36 protein-coding genes are annotated in these 23,944 nt (G+C 45.3%); 15 read left to right on the forward strand and 21 right to left on the reverse strand.

The genetic code is table 11. The features are described 5' to 3' along the window. Positions 1-44: 44 nt before the first annotated feature. Positions 45-374 (forward strand): DHCW motif cupin fold protein, encoded by a 330-nt coding sequence (locus SJI19_RS21745; RefSeq protein WP_323480357.1) that lies wholly within the window; start codon positions 45-47, stop codon positions 372-374. A gap of 60 nt (positions 375-434) precedes the next feature. Here the strand turns inward: SJI19_RS21745 and SJI19_RS21750 are convergent, their stop codons facing one another. The 5 genes from SJI19_RS21750 to SJI19_RS21770 are packed head-to-tail and all read right to left on the reverse strand — an operon-like array spanning position 435 to position 1,999. Then, positions 435-626 carry a hypothetical protein gene (locus tag SJI19_RS21750; RefSeq protein WP_323480358.1) on the reverse strand — a complete coding sequence of 64 codons (192 nt, stop codon included), beginning with the start codon at positions 624-626 and terminating at the stop codon, positions 435-437. Continuing rightward, positions 565-879 carry a hypothetical protein gene (locus SJI19_RS21755; RefSeq protein ID WP_323480359.1) on the reverse strand — a complete coding sequence of 105 codons (315 nt, stop codon included), beginning with the start codon at positions 877-879 and terminating at the stop codon, positions 565-567. Before SJI19_RS21755 ends, SJI19_RS21750 begins: the two co-directional genes overlap by 62 nt. Next, on the reverse strand, positions 876-1,109 hold the full coding sequence (locus SJI19_RS21760) for a hypothetical protein (protein WP_323480360.1): 234 nt from the start codon (positions 1,107-1,109) through the stop codon (positions 876-878). The genes SJI19_RS21755 and SJI19_RS21760 overlap by 4 nt, the downstream gene beginning before the upstream one ends. Beyond that, a complete protein-coding gene (locus SJI19_RS21765; protein ID WP_323480361.1) occupies positions 1,109-1,648 on the reverse strand; it encodes a glycoside hydrolase family 108 protein in 540 nt (179 codons plus the stop codon). The genes SJI19_RS21760 and SJI19_RS21765 overlap by 1 nt, the downstream gene beginning before the upstream one ends. Positions 1,649-1,657: 9 nt before the next feature. Beyond that, the gene (locus SJI19_RS21770; protein ID WP_323480362.1) at positions 1,658-1,999 is read right to left on the reverse strand and encodes a phage holin, lambda family; all 342 of its coding nucleotides are present in this window, start codon (positions 1,997-1,999) and stop codon (positions 1,658-1,660) included. A gap of 152 nt (positions 2,000-2,151) precedes the next feature. Here SJI19_RS21770 and SJI19_RS21775 point away from each other — a divergent pair, with 152 nt between their 5' ends. Together SJI19_RS21775 and SJI19_RS21780 are read left to right on the forward strand one after the other, a co-directional pair. Next, positions 2,152-2,343: a type II toxin-antitoxin system HicA family toxin gene (locus tag SJI19_RS21775; RefSeq protein ID WP_323480363.1), complete on the forward strand. Its 192-nt coding sequence runs from the start codon at positions 2,152-2,154 to the stop codon at positions 2,341-2,343. A 70-nt stretch (positions 2,344-2,413) separates the two neighbouring features. Beyond that, entirely contained in the window at positions 2,414-2,824 is a 411-nt protein-coding gene (locus tag SJI19_RS21780; protein ID WP_323480364.1) for a type II toxin-antitoxin system HicB family antitoxin, read from the forward strand. 31 nt (positions 2,825-2,855) lie between these two features. Here the strand turns inward: SJI19_RS21780 and SJI19_RS21785 are convergent, their stop codons facing one another. After that, entirely contained in the window at positions 2,856-3,932 is a 1,077-nt protein-coding gene (locus SJI19_RS21785; RefSeq protein WP_323480365.1) for a site-specific DNA-methyltransferase, read from the reverse strand. Positions 3,933-4,376: 444 nt separating this feature from the next. Here SJI19_RS21785 and SJI19_RS21790 point away from each other — a divergent pair, with 444 nt between their 5' ends. Both SJI19_RS21790 and SJI19_RS21795 read left to right on the forward strand, forming a co-directional pair. Beyond that, entirely contained in the window at positions 4,377-5,453 is a 1,077-nt protein-coding gene (locus SJI19_RS21790) for a hypothetical protein (protein WP_323480366.1), read from the forward strand. A gap of 31 nt (positions 5,454-5,484) precedes the next feature. Then, positions 5,485-6,000 carry a hypothetical protein gene (locus SJI19_RS21795; RefSeq protein WP_323480367.1) on the forward strand — a complete coding sequence of 172 codons (516 nt, stop codon included), beginning with the start codon at positions 5,485-5,487 and terminating at the stop codon, positions 5,998-6,000. 16 nt (positions 6,001-6,016) lie between these two features. Here the strand turns inward: SJI19_RS21795 and SJI19_RS21800 are convergent, their stop codons facing one another. From SJI19_RS21800 to SJI19_RS21850, 11 genes are read right to left on the reverse strand one after another with little or no spacing between them, the layout of a single operon-like run. Then, a complete protein-coding gene (locus SJI19_RS21800) occupies positions 6,017-6,376 on the reverse strand; it encodes an antiterminator Q family protein (RefSeq protein ID WP_323480368.1) in 360 nt (119 codons plus the stop codon). 16 nt (positions 6,377-6,392) lie between these two features. Next, positions 6,393-7,397 carry a DUF968 domain-containing protein gene (locus SJI19_RS21805; protein WP_323480369.1) on the reverse strand — a complete coding sequence of 335 codons (1,005 nt, stop codon included), beginning with the start codon at positions 7,395-7,397 and terminating at the stop codon, positions 6,393-6,395. Next, positions 7,394-8,083: a phage antirepressor KilAC domain-containing protein gene (locus SJI19_RS21810; RefSeq protein WP_323480370.1), complete on the reverse strand. Its 690-nt coding sequence runs from the start codon at positions 8,081-8,083 to the stop codon at positions 7,394-7,396. The genes SJI19_RS21805 and SJI19_RS21810 overlap by 4 nt, the downstream gene beginning before the upstream one ends. Then, on the reverse strand, positions 8,076-8,465 hold the full coding sequence (locus SJI19_RS21815) for a RusA family crossover junction endodeoxyribonuclease (protein ID WP_323480371.1): 390 nt from the start codon (positions 8,463-8,465) through the stop codon (positions 8,076-8,078). The genes SJI19_RS21810 and SJI19_RS21815 overlap by 8 nt, the downstream gene beginning before the upstream one ends. Next, complete coding sequence (locus SJI19_RS21820; protein ID WP_323480372.1) at positions 8,462-8,809, reverse strand: chromosome partitioning protein ParB; 348 nt, start codon at positions 8,807-8,809, stop codon at positions 8,462-8,464. Before SJI19_RS21820 ends, SJI19_RS21815 begins: the two co-directional genes overlap by 4 nt. Beyond that, positions 8,802-9,371, reverse strand: a complete 570-nt coding sequence (locus SJI19_RS21825; protein WP_323480373.1) for an MT-A70 family methyltransferase — start codon at positions 9,369-9,371, stop codon at positions 8,802-8,804. The genes SJI19_RS21820 and SJI19_RS21825 overlap by 8 nt, the downstream gene beginning before the upstream one ends. Continuing rightward, entirely contained in the window at positions 9,368-9,613 is a 246-nt protein-coding gene (locus SJI19_RS21830; RefSeq protein ID WP_323480374.1) for a PerC family transcriptional regulator, read from the reverse strand. The genes SJI19_RS21825 and SJI19_RS21830 overlap by 4 nt, the downstream gene beginning before the upstream one ends. Next, positions 9,610-10,665, reverse strand: a complete 1,056-nt coding sequence (locus SJI19_RS21835; RefSeq protein WP_323480375.1) for a conserved phage C-terminal domain-containing protein — start codon at positions 10,663-10,665, stop codon at positions 9,610-9,612. The genes SJI19_RS21830 and SJI19_RS21835 overlap by 4 nt, the downstream gene beginning before the upstream one ends. Continuing rightward, positions 10,662-10,937 carry a hypothetical protein gene (locus SJI19_RS21840; RefSeq protein ID WP_323480376.1) on the reverse strand — a complete coding sequence of 92 codons (276 nt, stop codon included), beginning with the start codon at positions 10,935-10,937 and terminating at the stop codon, positions 10,662-10,664. The genes SJI19_RS21835 and SJI19_RS21840 overlap by 4 nt, the downstream gene beginning before the upstream one ends. Continuing rightward, positions 10,934-11,398 (reverse strand): YmfL family putative regulatory protein, encoded by a 465-nt coding sequence (locus SJI19_RS21845; RefSeq protein ID WP_323480377.1) that lies wholly within the window; start codon positions 11,396-11,398, stop codon positions 10,934-10,936. The genes SJI19_RS21840 and SJI19_RS21845 overlap by 4 nt, the downstream gene beginning before the upstream one ends. Positions 11,399-11,444: 46 nt before the next feature. Then, on the reverse strand, positions 11,445-11,672 hold the full coding sequence (locus SJI19_RS21850) for a transcriptional regulator (protein WP_323480378.1): 228 nt from the start codon (positions 11,670-11,672) through the stop codon (positions 11,445-11,447). A gap of 93 nt (positions 11,673-11,765) precedes the next feature. Here SJI19_RS21850 and SJI19_RS21855 point away from each other — a divergent pair, with 93 nt between their 5' ends. The 4 genes from SJI19_RS21855 to SJI19_RS21870 all read left to right on the forward strand — a co-directional run bounded on the left by SJI19_RS21855 (position 11,766) and on the right by SJI19_RS21870 (position 14,658). Continuing rightward, positions 11,766-12,395 carry a S24 family peptidase gene (locus SJI19_RS21855; RefSeq protein ID WP_323480379.1) on the forward strand — a complete coding sequence of 210 codons (630 nt, stop codon included), beginning with the start codon at positions 11,766-11,768 and terminating at the stop codon, positions 12,393-12,395. 295 nt (positions 12,396-12,690) lie between these two features. Further along, positions 12,691-13,305, forward strand: a complete 615-nt coding sequence (locus SJI19_RS21860; RefSeq protein WP_323480380.1) for a 3'-5' exonuclease — start codon at positions 12,691-12,693, stop codon at positions 13,303-13,305. Between the two features lie 109 nt (positions 13,306-13,414). After that, on the forward strand, positions 13,415-13,648 hold the full coding sequence (locus SJI19_RS21865; protein WP_323480381.1) for a DUF4224 domain-containing protein: 234 nt from the start codon (positions 13,415-13,417) through the stop codon (positions 13,646-13,648). Further along, positions 13,648-14,658: a tyrosine-type recombinase/integrase gene (locus tag SJI19_RS21870; RefSeq protein WP_323480382.1), complete on the forward strand. Its 1,011-nt coding sequence runs from the start codon at positions 13,648-13,650 to the stop codon at positions 14,656-14,658. The genes SJI19_RS21865 and SJI19_RS21870 overlap by 1 nt, the downstream gene beginning before the upstream one ends. Positions 14,659-15,074: 416 nt before the next feature. On the opposite strand, the gene SJI19_RS21875 is transcribed toward SJI19_RS21870, so the two are convergent. The 3 genes from SJI19_RS21875 to SJI19_RS21885 all read right to left on the reverse strand — a co-directional run bounded on the left by SJI19_RS21875 (position 15,075) and on the right by SJI19_RS21885 (position 18,119). Then, complete coding sequence (locus tag SJI19_RS21875) at positions 15,075-16,385, reverse strand: deoxyguanosinetriphosphate triphosphohydrolase (RefSeq protein WP_323480383.1); 1,311 nt, start codon at positions 16,383-16,385, stop codon at positions 15,075-15,077. Positions 16,386-16,393: 8 nt separating this feature from the next. Next, positions 16,394-17,428, reverse strand: a complete 1,035-nt coding sequence (locus tag SJI19_RS21880; RefSeq protein WP_323480384.1) for a tyrosine-type recombinase/integrase — start codon at positions 17,426-17,428, stop codon at positions 16,394-16,396. Positions 17,429-17,531: 103 nt separating this feature from the next. Beyond that, positions 17,532-18,119: a phage repressor protein CI gene (locus tag SJI19_RS21885; RefSeq protein WP_323480385.1), complete on the reverse strand. Its 588-nt coding sequence runs from the start codon at positions 18,117-18,119 to the stop codon at positions 17,532-17,534. A 113-nt stretch (positions 18,120-18,232) separates the two neighbouring features. Between SJI19_RS21885 and SJI19_RS21890 the strand changes: the two genes are divergently transcribed. From SJI19_RS21890 to SJI19_RS21905, 4 genes are all read left to right on the forward strand, one after another. Continuing rightward, positions 18,233-18,439: a DNA-binding protein gene (locus tag SJI19_RS21890; RefSeq protein ID WP_323480386.1), complete on the forward strand. Its 207-nt coding sequence runs from the start codon at positions 18,233-18,235 to the stop codon at positions 18,437-18,439. A 260-nt stretch (positions 18,440-18,699) separates the two neighbouring features. Next, positions 18,700-18,990: a DUF5347 family protein gene (locus SJI19_RS21895; protein WP_323480387.1), complete on the forward strand. Its 291-nt coding sequence runs from the start codon at positions 18,700-18,702 to the stop codon at positions 18,988-18,990. A 636-nt stretch (positions 18,991-19,626) separates the two neighbouring features. Next, positions 19,627-21,657, forward strand: coding sequence for a replication endonuclease (locus SJI19_RS21900; RefSeq protein WP_323480388.1), 2,031 nt, complete (start codon positions 19,627-19,629; stop codon positions 21,655-21,657). Positions 21,658-21,822: 165 nt separating this feature from the next. Continuing rightward, positions 21,823-22,017, forward strand: coding sequence for a hypothetical protein (locus SJI19_RS21905; protein ID WP_323480389.1), 195 nt, complete (start codon positions 21,823-21,825; stop codon positions 22,015-22,017). Here SJI19_RS21905 and SJI19_RS21910 read toward each other — a convergent pair. After that, positions 22,010-22,201 carry a hypothetical protein gene (locus SJI19_RS21910; protein ID WP_323480390.1) on the reverse strand — a complete coding sequence of 64 codons (192 nt, stop codon included), beginning with the start codon at positions 22,199-22,201 and terminating at the stop codon, positions 22,010-22,012. The two genes, SJI19_RS21905 and SJI19_RS21910, sit on opposite strands and share 8 nt — an antisense overlap. 699 nt (positions 22,202-22,900) lie before the next feature. On the opposite strand from SJI19_RS21910, the gene SJI19_RS21915 reads away from it, so the two are divergent. Both SJI19_RS21915 and SJI19_RS21920 read left to right on the forward strand, forming a co-directional pair. Then, positions 22,901-23,494, forward strand: coding sequence for a DUF6036 family nucleotidyltransferase (locus SJI19_RS21915; protein WP_323480391.1), 594 nt, complete (start codon positions 22,901-22,903; stop codon positions 23,492-23,494). Further along, positions 23,491-23,901: a hypothetical protein gene (locus tag SJI19_RS21920; protein WP_323480392.1), complete on the forward strand. Its 411-nt coding sequence runs from the start codon at positions 23,491-23,493 to the stop codon at positions 23,899-23,901. Before SJI19_RS21915 ends, SJI19_RS21920 begins: the two co-directional genes overlap by 4 nt. Positions 23,902-23,944: the final 43 nt, after the last annotated feature.

Consider the following 23,944-nt stretch of genomic DNA (forward strand, 5'->3'; position numbering starts at 1 on the left):
ATGTTATAAAACGAGTTACCATCATTTATCTCGGGCACCACAGAATGCAGATTGAAAATACGCCATTCGGTATCACCGACTGGTCAGATGTAGAACCGGAAACGCATCAGGGAGAACACGGATACGCCACTTGGCGAACCCGTAAGTTCAACAACATTCGCGTAAGAATTGTCGAGTATTCACCGGGTTATTTAGCTGACCATTGGTGTTCTAAGGGGCATATCCTTTACTGCCTTGAAGGTGAACTCCATACGGAACTCGACGATGGGCGGATTTTCACACTCACACCTGGGGTTAGCTATCAGGTTGCAGACAATGCCGAACCACATCGCTCTTCTGCTCCCAATGGCGCTAAACTATTTATCGTCGATTAAATTCTCATGAAATAATTATCTGGCGTCTACAGATCGCACTATCAGAGCATTTTGCAGTGACTACGTCTGCCCAGGGCAGTTCGCATCAACCGCTATATCATGCGCGAGGATGTCTCTCTTAGTGCGAGGATCGAGTGCTTTAATATCCTCCTGGGTCAGGCGGATGATCCTCACCCAACTGCACGCCGTATCAACGACTACCGTCTTTGTCTGCGGGGTAGGCGTATTTCGAGAGCAACTCGCTATCAACATCAGCGTCAGACATATGGTTAACGTTTTCCTGAACATTGGCAGCCTCGGTGGTTACGGTAGTTTGCCTGGTGGCCATATCCTTAATGGCCTGCTTTTCTGCCTCGACCGTCTCAATCTTGGCGGCGGTCTCGGCTGTAGCCTTCCCTTTCGAATGGCCCAAACCAAATACGGTAGTGATAATGCCCACCAGCGCGGCCACCCCTCCACCGATTAATGAGAGATGGGATAATATCCAGGCGATAACTATTGTCATGGCCGTGGTCCCTCGGGTGGTGGCATGTTGCCGGTGGCTATCCTCTTGTTGACGGAGTTGGCGCCAATGGAAATGGCCATATAGGCGGCGAACATCCATTCAGACAATTGCAGGTTGTAGGCATACCACCCGACCACGCCGGTGGCGACGAGAAAGCCCAGGGTTGCATGCGTCTTACTCATGGAAACGGCGCCGTCGCCGGAACTACGTAAAATATCAAGAATCGACATTACGCCACCCTTGCGGCTATCCAGCCGTAAACAAAGGATTCATTAGCCGCCCGCTGTTCCGCCAACTCAACATAACGAGAACACTGCAGGCCGTTCAGTGCCTTTAGCATGACTTCAACGCCCGGTTCACCACGGCTGTAGCAATAAGCCGTCAGCGCGGAAATAGTGCGTGGGCCAATTTGACCATCTGCTATCACGTCCGGGTAAGCGTTGCCCTGGTTGTTAAATATGTTTAAGCACCGCTGGAGAAATTTAGCGGCGACCGCCGGCCCCATATTCACGCCGGTATCCACCAGCTCAACCGCGATCGACATTGAGACCTGGCTTATCTGGTCGAATCGCGGCCCGGTCCAGTAGTCAGCATCGAGGATGGCAATGGCCTGCAACCGGGTTAAGCTGCGCATATCACCGGTGTAACCGTGCGCGCGGGCAACCCGTTGTGTGATCCCCCAACGGGTCGGGCCACCAGCATCATCCGGGTTGTTCACGTATCCACCCTCTTTGCCGATGATCCCGTTAAAAATTTCGTCTTTGGTCATGGTCCTGCCTTATCTGGGATTTGCTGTTCCGGGACCGGACTTATTGCCGATCACCCGTTTTAAAAGGCTACCGATATAGTCGGTACCCAAATAACCGATAAATACGCTGCTGATGTAGGACAGGTTGGTGTTCATGCCGACAAAACTCAGAATGTCGCGAATGAACCAGGCGATCATGGCGCACATCAGCGCATCGATGACCACGCGCCAGAATTTACCGCCGTTATAGCGGCCCCGTAGATAAGCCATAATAAAAGCCAGCGTACCGCCAATGCCCTGCTCTTTGACGGTTAACAGCCATGCACCCACTTGTACCCAGATATCGGGAGATTTTTCAGGCATTTTTGACATGCTCCGGCCTCCCCGATAACCGGGGTATTTTTAGGAATAAAAAAGGCCACCCTGAGGTAGCCTTAATAAAGGTAGTCATAATACCCACTAAAACATTGACGCACATTCAATTTGTAGGTATTATACCCACATCAAGACGAGATGGAGTCAAGATGGAAAGCGCTAAGTTAATCAAACTCTTGATAGATGATGGATGGATAGCAAGGAAACAAAAAGCCACCAGCCACATCACACTTGAAAAGGAAGGGGTAAGAGAAATCATCACAATCCCGCACCCCAGAAAAGAAACCTCTAAAGGAGTACTAAGACAAGTTAAGAAAATTTCAGGACTTAAGGTTATCTAACTCTAGGGGCGGTGCAAGTTGCCCTTAATGGCGCTCTCCATCTTCAAATAGTTAGCTAAGCGAGGTACTTATGATCTATCCAGTTTTCATTTTCGGCACCCAAAGCGGCGAATATGACGGTTACTTTCCCGACATTCCCGGCTGTTTTTTTGCCGGTGATACGTTGGAAAGTGCCGTTCGTGACGCTGAAAAAGCATTCGGTGTACACGCAGAAGCGCTAACAGAGCGCGGCGAACATGTTCCCGCGCCTGCCGATCCCTCTACTTACATCCACGACGAACGACTAACCGAGGATGATGGATTTCTAGGCTTTGTAGAGTTGGATCCGACAAAGTATGAGACCAGGGCCATCAAATTCAATCTTACGATGCCCGGCAATCTCATTACGGCCATCGATCGTTACATCGAAACAAACGGGCATTACAAAAACCGTTCGGCATTTCTTGCGGAATTGGCTCGTAAAGAAATTGCCAGAGGATAATTGAACTGGCCCCTACCCGGGGTCTATCTCTTTACGCCTGCGGAAAAGTTTTCCCGATTTCAGCTTTAGTCTGCAGAAAGCGTTCTTCTTCCAACTCTACGCCAATGGCGCCACGCCCAAGCGCCAATGCCGCTTTTATCGTTGCGCCGGATCCCATAAAGAAATCCGCCACCGTGTCGCCGGGCCGGCTGCTTGCCTGGATGATATGACGCATCATATCGGCAGGCTTTTCACAGGGATGCTTACCGGGGTATGCCTGCACTGGTGGGAATGTCCAAACATCGGTATAAGGCACGTCCTTCGTCACGGCGAACGATCGGCGCAACCGCTGGTATTGCTGACGCAGCGATTCATATTCCGTAGCCAGACCGCCATAGGTTTTCTTCAACGTCTCATACTGTTCAAACAAACGGCTATGCGGCGTGTCTAACCGTTTAGCTGTATTGAGTAACCGCGCCTTTTCGTCGAACAACTGCTGCAGCGCGGCGTATTGCTCTGGCTTTGGCAATTGCCATTGGCTTTCGGAAAACCAGTGCGAACACATCTGCGTGCCGGTGGCAGTGTTAATGTCAGCGGCGGAAATATTCAAGGCAGTGCGGGCATCACGGAAATAATCTATCAGCGGTTTGAACACCTGCGCTTTTAACGCCTGGCATTTCACCGCATAACCCACCTGCCCTTTGGCAAAACCTTCGGCACCATAATGGCCGGCAAAGATAACCCGCTCGGTAGCCGGGAAGAACGACCGCAAATCTTCTTTGCGGCAGCCGTTCCATTTGCCACTGGGTTTGGCCCAGATAATATGGTTGAGCACCTCAAAGCGCTGGCGAACTAACAGCTCGGTATCGGACGCCAGCCGCGAACCGCAGAACAGATACAGGCTGCCCGCAGGTTTAAGGACTCGCCAGAACTCGGCCAGCATGTCATCTAGCCAGGCTAAATAATTCTCGACGTTATCCCACTGGTTATCCCATTGGCACGCCTTGACCCGGTAGTACGGCGGATCGGTGGCAATAAGGTCAATGCAGTTGTCGGGGAGGGTTTTGATGTAGTCGAGGGAATCGGCGTTAACGAGCTTAGGACTGTTTAAATTAACAGTATTTTTCATAGACCAGAGGTTCCATTTTTGATAGGCTCATTCCCGCTGTGTGCACATCAGCAATGGGCCATGGTTCGCCTGTGATCCGCTATCATGGGTGAATGACGATTTCGGTGTTAGCGCATCGAGGTCGTCGCCCATTTCACTTTGAAAGAAGCCTTGATATAACTATGGGCTTGAAATTCTTGAGAGATTTTGATGCAAATGAATTTTTGTTCAAAACTTTTGATCTGAGGTAACAATGCCTCAAAGCGACTATTCTTAACACGTTATATGAAATTTTGCGGACCGCGTTAATGATTTTTCGATACTTTTCCGATATCTTAACGGAAACTTAACTGAATGCAAAAATTCAGAAATTGAACTTTACAATATAACCAATTGTTTTAAATGGAATTTAAAGTTCTTTTTCGTTCGCTGCATGCTGTTTAAAACCTTCGTTAAGGGAATATAATGTCGAAAGAGAGTCGCCAGAAAATCATCCACTACAAAAGGGCTGTGTTACCCGAATGTAATGCATCCTTACAGGAAATCGTCGAATCAATAATTTCTATTGATGGCGCCGCTCATAAGGTCGGTGCCAGGCGAGAACAGATAAGCCCTACAGACGCAGATTCAGGCTATCGCTTGATTAATCGAAGCAAAACATTCGAGACAATTTTATTTGGTCAACTGATTTTATTCGAACAAGGTAAAAGTCAAGCGTTGATGACTATTAGTGATGATGTAAGTTTTTATGATATTAATGCCATAACATCTCAGCAGATTAAGCTAGATGGTGATGATAATATAACTAATGAAGATAAAGAAAAAATTAAGCGTGAATTTGTGGATTCTATTCTTTACTTTGGAATATTAAAAAATCATTTCATTGTTGTTCAGTCAAGCGCATTGAGAACCAAAGATATCGAAATACATCTAAATTGGTTAATTCATAATTTTGGAACTATCTTCAAAAAAGATAACATTCTTATTCTTCAAGATACCCCCACAGCAGAAACCATAAAAAAAATGCAGGAGAGTCCAGTTAAAAAAATTAATTTAGGAAGCATCCCCATCAAAACAGAAACACCAGATGGATTTATTTCTGTTTCTTCAAAAAATTCTGTCAATCTTCAAAGTACTGTAAACATTCCTGCACTTGAGAAAGTTAGAAAAATAAAATTCATGCCTTCTGATAAAGGTGGAGACATTATTAAAGCCGCTTTTGGTGAAAAATGGTTTAATGATTTAAAACTCGAAGATTCACTTGATGATGCAAATCTTCAAGTTAATTTAGAAATAACATATTTCAGAAAGACAACAAAAGATGGGCAACGAATTCTTGACACATTAGCGACATCACTAAGACATCTAGATGATGAAGATATTAGTATTGATCTCCAAGGTGGTGGTACGATAAAAGGTCAAGATATGAAATTATCTGGGAAAGTAAATGTTCAATACAACAATGGACTTATTGATGAAAATGACCTATATTTACAGATGCATAAGTGGCTAGTATCAAAAGTATATGCAGGCGAAATATAAGCAAAAAAATTGATGGAATGGGAGGCTGATCATGAATTTCAAATTATATTTTTTTAAATTCATATCAGTCTTTGTCTTCGGTTTTTTTATTTTTAATTATATTGCGTCGTTCATAAATCTAAAGACTGCACCTATTCCTTGGATTTTCATTACATTATTATTATTTCCTTTTGGCTTCTGTGCCAGTGCACTATACAAACTATCTGAATCGGATGAACATAGTTCTCTTACAAGTTCAGAATTAAGAAGATTAAGGCCTATTATAGAAATAAAAAAGAAACGATTACTGGCTTTAATTATATATTATTTCTTGTCAGCATTGATTGTTGCCTTAGGGTTATTTAGCTTGCCCGAGAATTTAAGTATATATAAATATTTTATTCCAGTTTGTGGCGGATTAATACTATCATCACTTTACTCTTTCTTTTATATAAGTTCAGTGATGGATGAAATACAACAATTCAGAAGCAAATTAATTCACAGGGTTGAGGATGAGAAAAGGCGAAAGGAACTATTGGAATCATTAACCAAAAAGGCGGACCATTAATCCGCCAAGTTATAAATTACCCTTGCATTTCAAGCTTAAAATTTAACATAGATAAACAGCCATCTATGAATCCTTCTGCCATCTGTAATTTGATTCTAATTATTTTTTCGTCACATTTATTCTTCCTTGAAATCTTTCGTTTTGAACACCCCTTAATATAATGATCCACTAATATTTCGTATTCATGGATTTTTTTTTGCTTTAATCGGGCGACACACGAGTCAATAATCATAGCATCATTATCGCTACAAATATCATAGCCACATTTTTCAATAATGAGTCCTTTAAAACCTGCCGCAATTGGTGAATAGTCAGTTTCTAAACGCTGCCTTGACCACCTACCCCACAGCTCTAATGCCAATTGAATATCTCGCATCGTTTTCTCCACACTCTTATTTTTTGCCCGTAGCAATAACGCCAATCGCCAGCGCCTTGTCTATCGTCCGCACCAGCATCAATAATTGGCTGCCGTGTTTTTCTTCAAATGCATGCATGTCCCTATGCAACTCATCGTGGCAGCGCCTGCACAGCGCTATCACAAAGAGGTCGTGGGCTTTGGTTCCCATCCCGCCCTGGCCGTAACCGATGATATGGTGCGGATCATCTGCCCGGTTGCCGCATCCCTCGCAGGGCTGGGACTTTACCCATCGGGTATAGGGCTCATTCACCCAGCGCCGGCGCTTTGGCCGCAGCATCAATGATTCCGGTGACTCTGGATCAAGTTTTAACGCCAATACCTGCTTGGCGGTTTCCTCAATAACGCTGGTGGCCGACACCGACGGCCGTATATCCGATTCCCGCATAACCGATGTGATTGGTTCTGGCGTTGGCCACTTAAGCACCCGACGCGCTGGGCCTTCGGGCATAGCCGCAATAACTTCGTTCTGGGCCGCCCACCAGCACAATTCCGGCAAAGTGATCTGGTGGTCCTCTGAAAACATAAATGCCATCCTGGCGGTATCAAGGATCCAGTCCGCCAGGTTGCGGGTGGCGATGTGCTCCATTTTATCCAGCGCCATATCCCGTAAGGTATGGTCATGATGCCAACACAGCCGCACCACGCCCTTGCCATAGCGGAGCATGGTCATATTCGGGTTATGGTAATCAGTGGTGGCCCATTGGCAGGTATCCGCGCGCATAAGCCAAGCTTCCAGAGTAGTTAAGCCACCAGCAGCATCGATAACCCTGGAGTCGGTGAAAAAAGCCTTTAGCATCGGATCAACCGCCAGTTGCTGCGCGGTATCAGCCAACCGGCCCAGCGGCAAAACCTTCATATAATCCGGCTCGTTGCTGATAAGTACCCTGCCGGCGGTAAACATCGATAGCAGCTCACCGCCGGGGCGGAATAGCACCAGGCCAAGATCACGCTGTATGCAAGGAGTTAGCAAAACCCTCACGCCGCACCCCGCTGCGATTTATATTCAGCCCATAACCCAGCGACCCACTTAACGCCCTTTGCGGTAAACCGGGTTTGGCTAAAGGCATGGTTGCTAATTTCGCTGGTGCCGGTCTTAACCTCGAACCGCCCCGCAGTGGTGTGCTGATGGTACGGCGCCAGCGCACCGCCGAGCCGGTACATGATCCCCTGCTCAATCAGAAATAGGCGAAAGTCAGGCTCTTTAGCGCTAAGCAACTTCGCCACCTGGCGGAATCCCATGGAACCGCTGGCGGTGACATAACGATCGACAAACTCCGCTTTAGGTGTCGCGATAGATAACCGATTTTCCAACTGCAGGTTTTGTTCTGCCAGATTGGCCGCCATGCGTAACGCTTCCGGATACGACTGCGGGATCTGGCCTTTGGTCTCCAATTCCCGCAAGCGTCGAATCACTTTCATGCGCAGCACAGCGCTGTACCCCGCAAGTAGGCATTCAACGTGCTCGCGATCCAGTCGGTATTCCCGGTATTGCTGGCCGTTCTGGGGGTGTGTCCAAATTTGGGCATACCCCTGCAGGCGTTCATTAAGCTCGGCCAACATCACTTCAATATCCCGGCAAACGTGGCGATGGCGTTTATCGGTCAGTTGCGCGATTTCCCGGCTCGACATGGTGACCGCGCCCAGGGTGGTTAACGGATTATTCAAAGCTGTCCTCCTCGCGGATAAATTCACCGATGGTTATTTTTACCTGGCCAGGTTTCGTGATCGGTCCCCAGCAGGCGCTTAGCCGTTTAACCTGACTATCGTCTTGCCAGATGCCGGCATGAGTAAGCGCGTCGAATAGCGCCTTAAAGCAGTTATCCAGATCCCGGCGGCGCTGGTCCGGCGGGCATAACACCAGCGAGACCGTTAACTCATCCACCAGCGCGACGGGCATCCGGCGCAACTGCTCAACCACCGAGGCGAATACAGCGGTCCGGTACCGGCGGCCATCGGAACTAATAAGGTGTCGACCAGCCAGTGGACCGGTATTAGGCGAACGCCAATAGCTATTAACGCTGGGCGGGAACGGCAGGAGAAGGATCATGATGAAAACTCCAGCATCGCCAGCTCTTCAACAATTTCGCCGGTCTCGACGTAATAGATCTCACTGTCCGTAACGTTGTTAATTAGCAGTTGCTCGATCTGCCGGTCCGTCATGCCTTTGAGGATCTTGGCCAGCTTTTTCGGCACAGGTTTGTAGTTTGGTTCAACGCCCGCCAGCTTGGCGGCGGCATAGTTGTGATGGCCGTCCATTAGCATGGTGTATTGCCGGCCACGCAAAACGACCGGGTAAACCATGACGGTAAATGTTTTGAACCGCAGGGCCTTATCGACCACATTGTCCCGATCGAGGTAACGCTGGCTGCTGATTAACGGGCCTTTAATCATCGCTCATCCTCCCGCCATGGAGCTGCACTGACTGACGGCATTCATTGCCCCAGCTATGCCAGCCGTCGGCCTGTTCGCGAGCAAACAACTCAATGCGCGGCACGTCGCCCAGCAGATCCACCAGCAAATCACGAATGCCGGCCGGTTTGGCGCTGTGCTCCATGCGCGGGAATATCTGGTGCTGGCAGATGGCGGCATTAATCCGTGCCGGCAATTTGCCACGTACCGCAAACAGGCAGTCCTCGCTATTGGCTCGGGTCATATGGCCCATACCGATGGCGCTATTGCCTTTTTTACGATTGGTCTTGTGCCAGGTGAAGCCCTTCATGGTCATCAACCGGAACCCCCAGGATTCAACCACTTTTAGGGCTTCTACCGGCATGGTCGGCACCCACCACATGGCCAGCAGACAACTATCGGGATCAGCCATATCCCAGACCGGCAACCGGCAGAGATCGGTCAGCGTCATGGTCGGGTATTTAAAACCTGCGCCGCGTTTACCTGCTTTGGCGGCGTCACGATAGCTCCAGGGCGGATCAGCATAAATCACACGGTATTTCATGCCGCCACCCCCAGGTCTGAATCATCCACCAGCCGGGCTTCACTGATGCCGGAATAATCATTACAAAAGCAATTTCCCTGCGTGATGCACTTGGCGCGGCGCATGGTAAACACATCACGCAGACGTTCTTCCGAGACCGGGGTTATATCGAGCACCACTAACCATTGACGGGCGGCACGGCGCCATAAGCGCATGCCTTCCAGTTTTTCGGCGACAGCGACTTCTTGTTTGAAACGGCTCATGCGGTTTTACCCCCATTTAAACGCTGGTTGCATTCGGTCCAGATTTTGTTCCAAGTGGTTTTAGCGAAGTCGGCACGCATGGCTTTAACGCTGGCACCGTCGGCTTCCTTGCGGGCGGCAGTTTCTGCTGCGCTTTTGGATTTGTTATCCAGCGTCAGTTTGAAATAACGCTTGTAAGCCGCTTCCCGTTCCGCGTTATCGGTGGTGGCTGTGCTCTGGGGTTTTGACTTGCGGCCCTCGTTGTCCCAGGCCTGAGCGGCCAGCAGGTTGCCGCTGAATTTAGACGGGCGGAACATCGTTTCCGGATTGAGATATTTTGCCCACTCGGTGCCCAACCAGCGGTCCACCAGGTATTCCACCACCATGTTTAGCTCTTCGACGGTATTACCTTCGGTGATCCGAGCGCGGATATTCTGCAGAGTGCTTTTGGCTTTGGTGTAACGGGCACCGGTAAGTTTGTTCAGGTGTTCCAGCACCCGGATCGCTTGGTCGGTGATTATTTTGCTTTGAAATTCCCCATCCTGGGCGGCCGCCGCCGGCGGTTGGCCAAGAGTGTTTTTACTTGATGGATCTGGTGTTGAATTTACTAACGGATCGGCTGTACCGGGTACAGGCTCAAAATGCGGATTTTCGTTGTTGTATGAACCCTCACCCGGTGAACCTTCATGGCATGAGCCTTCATCTTGTGAGCCTTCATACGGTACAGGCTGAATAAACGGCTTTGAGGGTGTACGGCGTACAGGCTCAATCAATGATTCGGCCAACAGCCTGACCAGGTTTAATTGGTAGGCATTACTGCCCTGCTGCCGGCGACCGTTGGCAGCCTTAACGCTGCGTGTGGTTTTGCTTAACCAGCCAGCCTCGGCCAGTTCCGCCAGGGCCCGGCGCACACCGCTATCCGATTTAAAGCTGCATTTGCGCATCAATGTTTCTACCGATGGCCAGCTGTACCCTTCATCATTGGCAAAATCCGCCACCGCCAGCAGCAGCATCTTGCGTGGCTGTGTCAGGCTTTGCACATCCCATACCTGGGACATTAATTTGATACTCATACGGTCGCCCTGCAATCGCGGATCAGCCACCGGCCGTTCTCTACCACCCAGCAGGCAAACTGGTAGTTGCTGCGACACCACTGCCCCATTACCATAACCTCATAGGCAAATGTCGCCGGATCGGTTCGACCGGCGATCGCTTTGCAACGCAATTGCGGTAGGCCAGCGTTTTTCGTTACACTGTTCATGCGTTGATGACTCCACACACTGTTTTCGTCACGCCGACGCCCTTGGCTGCACACCTGGGGCGTCAACTTTTCTAATCTGGTCATATACGCGATCCTTTTTTACGGCCAAACAGCGCCAGGATTGCCCTTACCTCTTCCTCACGCGCCGCCAAATGTTTGGCATGGTGAAACTCAATATCCGCCGCTTCATCCGCATCGATCACGCCATCGGTTAACGCCCTTTCGATAATCTGGTCCACCTGCCCGCGTTCGGCAGCGGTGCGAATGCTTTTCTTGAATAGCTCCACCTGGTCCAACTCTTCAAACTTCGGCACATCGACATACATGCCACCGCGACGCCGGGCAAAATATTCAGCCACCAGCGAGGTGCCGGAGATATCTTCCATGGCTTCCAGTTCGTTATGCTCAAAGAAGCGACAGCCGTTTTTCTCATACAGGTTGTTGTTAAACTGGGTTTGCGTCATGCCCAAGGCACCCGCCATAGCCGCGCGGCCACCGGGATAGACTTTGCACATCGCTTTTACTGTTGCTTTGATGTCTACCATATTGATTTTCCTTTGGTAGTTTGTTTTATGCTGCGTTTTGCTACGCTTAAGCCATTACCAGCTCGGGCCAGATACTCATCCAATCCGCCGGGCGCAGTTCTTTGCGGCTAACGAGGCCATTTGTGGCGGACTCAATGAGCACGGCGCGAGCTGGCGAAATTTTGCAACGGCCCGACGCCATCTGAGACAAGAACGAGCTGGAAACCCCAATATTGTCAGCAAGGGACTTCACCCCACCTCGCTCCAGTTGTTCTAAGTAATGTTTAAGATTCATGAGGCACCTCATTATTTAAAGCATGAGTTTATTAAACACTAAACTTAACGTCAAGTATTTGCTTGTTTAGTTTTTACTAATCACAATAGAGGTATGGACATAAAAGACATCAGGCAAAAACGCCTCAAAGAATGGTTTGCCAATAAGACATTGCCGGAGAAAGAGAAGAGTTATCTCTCTCAACTTATCAACGGTAAAGGGTCATTCGGGGAGCGCGCTGCGCGCCGTTTGGAAAGGGATTACGGGATGCCACCAGGCAGCCTTGACGTCGCTACCGATAGCCAAGAACGCAATGTCGAATTCGCATCAAACCACCAGGCCATAGGCTCTTACCCCTTGATCAGTTGGGTGAGCGCTGGCGCATGGCTCGAAGCGTTGGAACCCTATCGCCTAAATGAAATTGAAGACTGGCCGGAAACCACCGAAAAAGTGAGTAGCCATTCGTTTTGGTTGACGGTTAAAGGTGATTCAATGACATCGCCAAACGGCCAAAGTGTGCCAGAAGGAATGCTCATCTTGGTTGATCCGGACCGGGAGCCGATTAACGGCAGTCTCGTCGTTGCAAAACTAGTGAACGAAAACGAGGCAACGTTTAAAAAGCTGATACTCGATGCAGGCCAAAAATACCTTAAGCCATTGAATCCTGAATATAAAATGCAAACCATCAATGGGAATTGCAAAATTGTTGGCGTGGTTGTGGAAGCTAAAGTACGTTTTATCTGAGTCTTTTCCCCCCTCGAAAAACAGAAAATAGATATAATTAACAATAAAATAAAGTGAACACTAATCATTTGTTCACTTTTTACTTGCCTGTAGGTTTAGTATTTAATAAACTCAGTTCACCAAATACATCTCGGTATCTGTTCAAATTTGCTATGTGTCGTCCCTTTGGCGGCTGCGTCGATTCTTCAACTCGAAAGGCTGAAGATAAGGTTCTGGTTGACGTATGCCGCCCTTTTTCCGCCAGCACAGGCACCGGATCCGCTCACTTTCAGTTTAGGTATGGGGAAATGTCGTCATGATTAATACCATCGTTATCGATACCGAAGATATGGATGTAAAACCTTCGGCGGTGATCCTGTCTATTGGTGGCTTTGCCTTTGATGTGACCAACACCAGCGAAACGCAAACCGCCATTTTGCAGGTTGCACGGGATCCTGAGTTGGCCCTTTATTCCGCCCAGGCTTTTTATGGTCTGGTAGACACCTTTGAACAATTAATGATGGGTCGATCGGTCAGTAGTGAAACTCAGCAGTGGTGGCGCGCCCAGGGCGAAGAAGCCCACGAGGCGTTAGTTGGAGAACGGCAGAACCTGGCCACCCAGCTATTACATCTTAGCGGCTGGATATCCCAGCACCGCGAGGCGCGTATATTTTTTCGTGGTACCGATTTTGATGGCTCAATACTGGAGCACGCCTATCGGATGTGCGGCGTGGAATGCCCCTGGCGCTATAACGGCAAGCGTGACGTGCGCACCTATATCGACGCCATGACACGCGGCATTAGGGGATATGTGAAAGACCACCAGCCTTGCTTCGCCATGACTAAACACTGTGCCCTTCACGACGCAATGAATGACGCGGAGCAAATGACCCTCGCTCATCAGATCAATAGTGAAATGCTTGCGGCTTAAACAATCGGAACGCAAAACAAAACCCACTGTGTTTGTACGATAGTGAAGTCCGAACACCGGGTGGCAAAACAAAAGTGGATGTTGAAATAGCAACGCGTGGGAGTAAAACATGAGCGAAGTTAGCGATCACGACATCATTAGTGATGCCGATATCGAGACACTTACGGGCTATAGAATACCGACAAAACAATGTGAGACATTGCGCGAGGCTGGGATTTTTTTCATCACGCGCCGCGATGGCAGACCGCGTACTACCTGGCAGCATTTTAACGATCCTCTTTCTCATCGCTATAAACAGCCTGATGGCATAAGTGTTCAACCAAACTTTGGAGCATTGGACTGATGGGAAGGAAGAGGAAAAATTCGCAGGACAACTGGATGCCGCCTCGCACTTACCGAGGCCGCTCCGCCTATGAATTCAAGCCTATCGCTGGCGGGGCGATAAGGCTTTGTGGATTTGACGCCACCGCTGCCCAGGTGTGGACTGCGTACGAAAATCTTATTAATAATCGCAAGGACGAATCGATTTTTGAAGGTTTAGTGGGAAAATTTTTCAACTCCACCGATTTTTTTGAACTGGCAGTAGAGACACAAAGGGATTACCGCAAGTATTCGCAGAAGGTGCTGGCGGTTTTTGGTCAGATGTCACCTGATGCAATCAAGCCCGAACACATAAGAAAATACATGGATCGCCGAGGACTGAAGAGTCGTACCCAGGCCAATAGGGAAAAAGCGTTTATTTCGCGTGTATTTCGCTGGGGCTATGAGCGTGGGCTGGTAAAAATGAATCCCAGCAAAGGCGTAAAACAGTTCAAGGAAAGTGCCAGGACTCGTTATATCACGCACCAAGAATATGACGCGCTTTATAGCATCGCGCCGCCTATTGTGCAGATCGCTATGGAACTCGCTTATCTCTGCTGTGCCAGACAGGCGGACATTCTAGAAATGAAGAAAAGCCAACTGATTGAGGAAGGGATACTGATCCAGCAAAGCAAAACGGGTGTTGCCCAGATCAAGGGATGGAGTGACCGTTTACACGCGGCGATTAACAACGCAGGGAAATTGCCGCTTAACGCAGGAATGAGTAGCATATTCGTATTGCATCAAACAGGGGGTTCTCGATATACCCGCGATGGATTTAACAGTCGTTGGCTCAAGACAAAACATGAGGCAAAAGCTCGGTTTCCCGATTTGGATTTTGACTTTACGTTTCATGATTTGAAGGCTAAAGGCATATCCGATTTGAAGGGAAACATCTACGATAAACAGAGCATTTCGGGCCATAAAAATGCATCACAAACCGCCCGCTATGACCGTAAAATCCCTATTGTGCCAGTGGTTGGCAGTGACTGACCCAGCAATAATATTATGAAAGGATATTATGAAAGCCAAATCGCAGGCATAAAAAAACCGTCTCACGACGGCATCAACTTGATCATACTACTTTGTTTTTATTACGAATTCTGGTGTGGTACCCGGGACGGGACTTGAACCCGTACAGCCATAAAGCCGAGGGATTTTAAAAACCCTCAGCAGGATAATGGAATCAAAGAGTTACGGTAAATCAGGCAGTTACAAATCATAATGGTGGGTTAATTTGGGCTTATGCGGTTATGGTAGTCAATCGAAAGATGTACTTAAATTTTTCTCAATGCCTCACTTTTAAGTTGTAAATTTAATATTGATAATCACTGTAAATAATGAAATCGGTTGCGGACTGGACAAATGAATCACTAACAATAGTCATCCACGCAACTCATTTTTCAAGTTTATTTTGCATTACCAGATATTTGTTTAGCAATAAATGTTGCATAATTATCTGTCATACCCGAGATAAAGTCTGTAACCATTAAGTAACCATCATAATGACTTATGTCGTCACTTATTGGGTGACCAATAAGATCTAGTATTCTTTTTGATTTAAAAGGTATTTTTTTCTTTAATTCAATTTTATGATTAATCGCTTCAATAAATGAATCAAGCAATACTTCAATAGTTGCATAAGAACCAACTTCTAATTCTATTTTTCGCCTTGTTGAAAAAATATTTTCCTGTGTAATCTCTTTAGCTTTCATCAACCCAATTTTAGCATCACCGTCTATTTTTTCCATTAAATCACCTTCGAAAACTCCGTTTAAAATATCCTCGTAGTTATCCATAAAGACTTTTACTGAACATTGAATTAAATTATCAATTGAAGCTGAACGGTAAGGTATAATTCTCTGTCTGATGGTGGAACTGTTGCCATAGTCAACTATTTTATTATCACCAGACATATGTTTAAATATGTCATCAATATCATTAAATCTCAATACTCCTAATTCTAACGCATCCTCAATATCTATTATTTTGTAGCATATATCATCCGCGACCTCCATTAAATAAGATAGAGGATGTCTAGAATACATGCCTTTTTCATCTTTTTTTATCAAACCCAAATCATCACATAAATTATCATAAGCAATTTGTTCTGAATCAAATACATTAAATTTCTCTTTTATTTTTGTATTTGGATGAATTGAACCCCAAGGGTATTTAACTAAAGCACCTAGTGTTGCATTGGTTAACCTTAGTCCTCCATTATTAACATGATTTTCCGTGCGTGATACAACCCTTAAACCTTGCGCATTTCCTTCGAAATAAAAAAAATCGGACATTTGTCGCTGAGTCAAAGATGTATTTAATAGTTGTATATTCTCCGTAAACCATTGCCTCATTGCATATTCACCTGCATGCCCGAAAGGCGGATTTCCTATGTCATGCGCCATGCATGCTGCTTGAACAATAGAAGATATTGTTGATGGAGTTACACCGGGAGGCAAAAAATCTTTTATTGCGTCACCTATAGCAAAACCCAAGCTTCGTCCGACACTCCCAACCTCTATAGAATGAGTAAGACGATTATGAATATGGTCATTAAATGATAAGGGGTGCACTTGTGTTTTCCTTGCCATTCTTCTGAATGGTGCACAGAATACGATCCTGTCATAATCGCGGTAAAATTCACTCCTTATATTATTTGGTAGTTCAGGAGTATCTACACCTTCACGTTTATCAGATAATAGTTTTTCCCATTCCATAATTACTCCTAGTTTTTTAAGAAAATTTTATCAAAAGGATTTAAATTTACCGCAGCATCCAAATGATCCGGTGCAAAATGGCTATAGCGCATCGTCATTTGTATCGTTGAATGCCCGAGTATCTGCTGCAAAACTAAAATATTGCCACCGTTCATCATAAAATGGCTGGCGAAAGTATGGCGCAATACGTGGGTTAACTGACCGGTGGGCAAGACTAATTTCGTTCGGTCGATAGCTTGCCCGAAAGCATCATAGGCATTGGTAAATAACCGCCCTTTTCTCTTGGGGATTAAGCTATACAACTCTTTTGAGATCGGCACCGTTCGGTTTTTTTTGCTTTTGGTATTGATGTAAGTGATCTTATAGGGCATGACCTGAGCTTGTTTTAATTGCTCGGCTTCACTCCAGCGAGCGCCGGTGGCCAGGCAGATGCGCACGATCAACCCGAGGTCTTTATTGCCGGAACTGTCGCACTCACGCAGCAGAAGTTTGATATCTTCCTCGTACAAGAAGGTTAACTCGTTTTCGCTTTCCCGGAACAAACGCACCCCATCCAGAGGGTTAGATTGTTTCCAATGCCCGAGGCGTTTTAGCTCATTAAATACTGCCCGTAAGTAGGCATGTTCCCGATTAACCGTGGCCTCTTTCGGCAACTTGACCATGCCGTGTTTTGGCTTAGCGGAAAACTCACCGGCCAGGCGTTTTTGCCGGTAGTTGGCAAACATTTCCTGATTGATGATATGAGCATCGGGATCGCCCAGATTTTCACATAATGCCTGCAATTTTTTTAGCCTCGCATCGCCATCACTGAGCGAACGTCCGTGTAGATCGTACCAGTCTTGCACCAACTCGCTTAACCGCCTTGCCGCAGCTTCCGCCGGGGCCGTATCGAGAATATCATTGCCAACGGCGGCAAACTGCTCTCTCTCAAAGCGCATTGCTTCGCCGCGAGTCACAAACGTTTTTCTTATGCGTTTGCTGTCCCTACCGTTGGAGTAAAAATCGCTGATCCATTTTCCATTATCTGATTTACGTACAGCCATGCTTAGTCCCGATTATAAAAAGGAACCATTTACTGTACATAAAATCAGTAGTCAACTTATAATCGTCAAAGAATCAATGAGTTGAATGGTGCATGATTTTACTCTATACCTTGCTAATAATGATGAAAACAACTTTACCTAATAATTGTACTTCTTTTGTGGGCCAGTCGACGGTTTCAATCCGCCAACAATCACCAGGGATACGTTTTAGCGTTGCTATTGAAATCACCCCTGCTTTTTCAATAAGCCACTCTCCATCGGTTGAGGAAACAAAAGATTTCTCTATGATGTATTGCCGTTTGTCGCTTTGGCACATGATCAGTTCCGGCTCAAGGATTGGCCTTGAAATCAATTCACTCGCAACTAAAACATTGCCTTTAGCAGTAAGTCGGCCATTATCCAAATCTTTAAAGGGCACACTTATAAGATTGTTAACGGTAGAATTGAAATCATTCACTGAATCATCGCACCCCGACTCAAATTCGCCACACCCCGTAGCCAACCATTCTAGAGAGACTCCGGTTTCTAGGGCACATTGAACCACCGCTTCGCCTGGAAAATGATTTCTGCGTATCCATGTACTTACCGTTCCATGTCCCACCCCGATTTTTTCCACCAGTTCTTTTTGAGTAGAAAAACCGTATGCTTTCAATAATCTATCAACGACTGTTATCCCACCATCAAAAATCATATCCAAATTTTCCTACCAAAGCGGGTTGACTTACTCATTTGTGAAAGGTAAATTCTCATTTGTAGAATAAACTTGTTTAAACCAGCATTTACCTTAACTCAGAAGGATGTAACATGGTTTTTCCGCTTACCATTACCCTAACTACACCCTATTTATCGCTACCGGAGTTTTCAAAAGTGGCTGGCATACCTTATGAAACCTGCCGTCTCATGGTGAAGGATGGCCGTTTGCCGATAAGAAACAAAGTCCGCAAAATGGAAAAAGTGTTGATCAACATGATCGCACTCGTCAAAGAAGCTGATGTTCAATCACGGATCTAAGTTCAAATTTGACTGTCAGTAACGCCTATTGAGGATTATATCATGTTTGAAGCTGGCTATTTAGCCCCTCTATGCTGTAAATGTGCACGTCAACACGCTTCAAAACCACAAGATTGAAAACTCATATGCCTACATCGCCTCATCAGTTGAGCCGAAACAGAACGGGGGTTATCCCAGAGGACCATGCGAACTGAATTGCAGCGTCCTAATGAATAATCAATCAAGTATCACCGTTAGATATAAATATCAAGGATGACACTATGCTGGATAACATTTCCAACAAACAAAATTCTCTTCGCCGCATCAGAGAACTGAAACAATTATTTCCTCAAACCAAAAACATAACACAACAGGCCTATAATGCGTTAACACCCAGGCTGAAAAGATTAATCTGCTTCCATGCAGGATTACAACAACGTCATGTTGTAATGGAATACGAAGAGTTATTAGTTAATGAAAGAAAGGCTGTGATAAGAGCCATGAGTGAAATTCAAGCCATGGGTACACTATTACCATCTAGGATGATGCTTACAGACAGTTGCATCGAATAAATAATATAACATTTGTTCATGGTTAGTTTCATTAGCCATTTTTACAAACCATTTTCAAATTGTTTTTTAACCAATAAAGTTAAAAAAAACACTTCTTGTTATTGATGAGTATGCTTATTAATTTTACAAAACTACAATTAGCATTTAATTAAGGAATATTATGGATAATTTCTCTCAAAAAAACGTCAAATTATTGATGGAATCCATGGATTTTAATGGAATAGTAGAAACGGTTGACTCGCTAATCATTTACGAAAAATATAAAGTAATCTTCCACATAATAAATAGATTAAGATCGCTATCACCACGAATCATTTTAGAGGACATGAGTGGTAGCGCTGCGCTCAAGCTACTAAGGAAAGAAATAGAGGCCATGTTAGTTTTCATTAAGGATTGATGCGTATGTCTGATATCGTTTTTCAATCTCTAGGGTGCAACTGTTTGCTACTCGGACGGCAAACCATCAACACTCGAATAAAGTTGCCCCCATAAGCATATTACTGCGTTACTTGCGCTGAGCCTATTCAGCAACAACGGCGAGAGTCATTATTTGGTGTGTATTTATGTGTTCAATGCCAGCAACTTGATGAATTAAAAATAATCAATTTCGATGAAAAAGTTCACATGATTTTCTCAATGAATTACATATCAAGAGAAATTAGAGATTCACTAACCGGTGAAGTTGTATACTTTTCTAAACCCTTATGTGGGGAGTCGTTATCCTCCCCAAACACCCTTCACATGCCGAATAATATCAGCATTTATGAACAACGCCTTTGGGATTTAAATAAAGAAGACCATCAATGGCGATCGCAGTACCTTTCAGTTATGCCGAATTTCTTAGGACGTTATTTTGCTGACCGTTACACCAAAATATTCACTCATAAAGGGCGCCGCTTTGCCAATGATTTTTTACGAACTTCATTAGGAGAAAACATCCTACCTCGATTAAAAATCGTATTGGACCGCTACAACCTTTCAGGGAAAGGTGAATTCTCCGAGTATTTTCGTAAAGACTTTGCGCCGTCACGCTTGCCGAACCTAGGACGAAGTGAGGTTAAGAAACTAAGCTATCGAGTAGCTGATTATCTTCACCAATGTTTTGTTAAGTTCACCGATCAATTTTCTGAAACCGGCACCCAGCAGCACAACTCGTTAGTGCAAATTTCTTATCGATATCTTGCCGGACTGCTTCAAGAGATAAATGTACCAGTGCCTTATTGGAATAGCGTTAAAGAAAATGCCATTTGCGAGAATAAAGCTATCTCAGCAATTACCCGTATGACAAGCCCGGTATGGTGGAAAAACAAGTTACAGCGTCGCCGGGATATGCAGCGCGAACATATGGCCATCGCCGTCGGGCAAGTCCAAAAATCGGCCAGTGCGTATGTTAGCCAATCCTGTCTTGCTGAGTGGAAAGAACAAAAGACACGCAATCGCGAAATGCTCAAGGCACTGGAATTGGAGAACCAGGAAACCGGTGAAAGGGTTCCCCTAATAGATATGGTAGCTCGGTCTAATGCTAATCCTGCGATACGCCGTTGCGAGTTGATGGTCAGAATGCGCGGATTTGAAGATATCGCGGATGAACTAGGCTGTGTAGGCGATTTTTTTACACTGACAGCCCCATCAAAATTTCATTCAGCCCACAGTGCCGGCGGATTCGTTAAAAACTGGATTGGCACTGATCCACGAGAGTGCCAGCAATATCTTTGCGCGGTCTGGGCTTGTGCTCGGGCAAAACTCAAACGCCAAGGTTTGCCTATTTTTGGTTTTAGGGTTGCTGAACCACATCACGATGGTATGCCCCACTGGCATATGCTTCTATTTATGTTGCCAGAGCATCGCGACAGAATTCGTCACATCCTACGAGAATACGCGCTCAAAATTGATGGCAACGAACCGGGTGCCATTGAGCATCGTCTAAAGGTAAAAGAAATTGATCGTACTAAAGGGACCGCCACCGGCTATATCGCCAAGTACATTTCCAAAAATATTGACGGTTATGCCTTGGAAAACGAAAAAGACGAGGAAAGTGGTGAAGATCTGAGGACCATGGCCAAAGCAGTTACGGCTTGGGCAAGCAGATGGCGTATCCGCCAATTTCAGCAAATTGGTGGTGCGCCGGTAACCGTTTGGCGTGAACTGCGCAGGCTGCGCAATATAGAGCTTTCCGATCCTAAAATGGATGCGGTCTTGGCTGCGGCTGATTTGGGTGATTGGGCAGCATATACAGCCTTACAAGGTGGCCCATTGATATTACGCAAGGACCTCGTGGTGCGGCTCAATTATAGGACGGATGATTGCCCTAACCTTTATGGCGAAGAGGTAAAACGCATCAGTGGGGTGATGTCTCCGCTAATCGGTGACAGCTCCATCATCGCTACACGATTAAATAAATGGAAAATTGTTTCCAAAGCCACTTCGGCCGACCAAAGGGAGGCTGCCGTTTCTGGCCGCACCGCGGCCCCTTGGAGTTCTGTCAATAACTGTACGGCAGGATACCGAGCCAAGTTAAGTAAACTACTCGTAGGGCGAGGTTTAGAGGGTTCGAATTACGAAATTGATATACTAATGCGAGGCAGTAACATTGTTTTAAGCGATGGCGTGTTATTAAAAGTGGCAGACGGTCAATGCATCGAGATGCGGACAAATTATTGGTGGTAATCAAATCATTAAAAACAACTTAATTATAATGGTTATTTTTACTATTCACAGAATTATTTCACTTATTAGTGGGACAAGTAAAAAGATTCTCACAATATCGATAATTGGCTTTATTTTTAAAATTGCCTGTTTATAATTACAGTTCATTTAACAAGGAGGTCATTAATGCATGCAGTTGATCATTTAGAGCTAATATTAAACCGCGTACAATTTATTGCAGAAATAACTCTGGTTGCAAAGTGCAAGCAACCAGAGCTTCAGATGGCGTTGACATTGATTTCTGAACTAGCTGAGATACATAATCAAAATAATGGAAACCATGATATTTTCAAATCTGATCGTATTACCACGACTAGATAGACACTTCGCAGGTATCGTTAAAGAAGTCTTTTGTTGCTAGTTGGTGCTGTTTTTCCATTAATGTAAAAAGGAGTAACTCTCTAACATCATTATGTTCAATATGATGAGCAGCATAAGCTAAGGCCATACACTGGCATTCTACATCTTCTCGGCAAGCTTTCCTGAGTTTGAAGATATCGTTCATATTTTATCCCCAGACAAAACTTTATGGGGATTATGATTATCTTTATTAATAATTTTAATTAAAGAAAGGAACATAATGGCAGCCTCTAAATCCATATAGCCGCCACTGCAATGGCGGTAGCCCAGACGGGTGTCTCACTACCGGTCATCGCTAACCGGCCAGCACCTTGGTGCTGCCCCGCCTGAGCCACCATTGATAAATTCAATAGGTGAGCTGAGACCGCAACCTAATACATTAGCGTATTAGGCTGCAGCGATGACTACAGGGGTGAGACTCCCTACACCGATTATTCGGTGCGTGGCTAATATAGCCCAGGAAGATTTATAAATGCAATAAAAAAACACAGTAACAAACACTCTATTTTTATCTAAAGAATTAATATTGATATTATCATGTTTTATTTATTTCTCATACCATATGAATCTTAAGTTTATCTATTCAGTTAGCATAATCATTAATAACAGTGTAAATATTATTATCGCTACGCATCCCACTTTAGCGAGAAAAACCCTGGAAGTCATATCCTACAAATCATACAATAAAAAATTAATTAGCTAATATTGCTAATATTGCTAATTAATCCATCAATAAACTCATCGGGAAATAGAATATTATTTAAACGAAACATAAAAATATATTTATGAGTATTCCAGGAGGTGCTAAGTTTAAACTCTTTAAATAGAAACAACGTTCAATAATATGTTTACTAACACTCCGTTTTCAAACGCAATATTTACAATGTTTTCCAATATAAAAACACAATTAGATTTAAGAGGATTTACTGCGCCGGGTTCTTGCAAAGCTTATATATTCGGTGGCTGTGCAATGCACTTGCACACTAATACTCGCATTAGCAATGATTTAGACAGCCAACTAGATTTTTGTCGCACTAAAACTCAAGCAGCTATTGGGCTAATTGAATCAATTTCCCCTGTAAAATTTTTTGATAACAAACGGGGACCAAGCATCTTAGTTTATGACGCAAATTTTAACCCCACACTCGCACCTATGCACGAAGATTACGAACATAATGCGCTTGGGATAGAAGTTGATAACGATTCTCCTCTGTGGGTTTATCTGATCAGTAAATGCGATTTAGCCATCAGTAAACTTGGCAGATTTGGTGATACAGATCAAACAGATATCTATGCTTTATTCAACGCTGGCTTATCAATTGATGAATTTAGAACCAAGGCAATGGACGCGGCAGATTATGCCGTCGGCCAAAGTGGGTTGCCTTCAAAAATTGAGTATGCTATTGCTATGTACAAAGACATAATGGAGGGTATATGAATAATATAACCTTAGACAACGCGTTCAAACGTGTATGCGCGACTGGCCTAGATAATGCAGCAGCAGATGATGTTAAGACCATAGCAGTTTCTTTGTGGCATCATAACGAGTTGCCTGACACGTCTATTTTGAAATCATCCGATGAAATAAAAACCGGAGGTTTTATTCTTGATACCTTATGCCGATTTAATTGCGTTCCATATGATTTAAAATATGAAATATTAGCATTGGCAGAATCCATGCGTAACAGCTTGCCGAAACAAGACGACGTGATGGATACCCCAGCACCACCTCCGATAGACGACCTAGCCATAGGGTGGGGTTTACGTAATGATCTTGGCAAATTTATGTCCGTGATTTTACCCTTTCAATCGCGGCATGCTTTCGGTTGTGCATCCTTTGCTTGATGAGAAGTGTAAACATCCCCTGCCCTAATAAAATATATTTAAA

This window comes from Acerihabitans sp. TG2, assembly GCF_035013185.1.
In the GTDB taxonomy this organism is placed as follows: Bacteria; Pseudomonadota; Gammaproteobacteria; order Enterobacterales; family Enterobacteriaceae; genus Acerihabitans.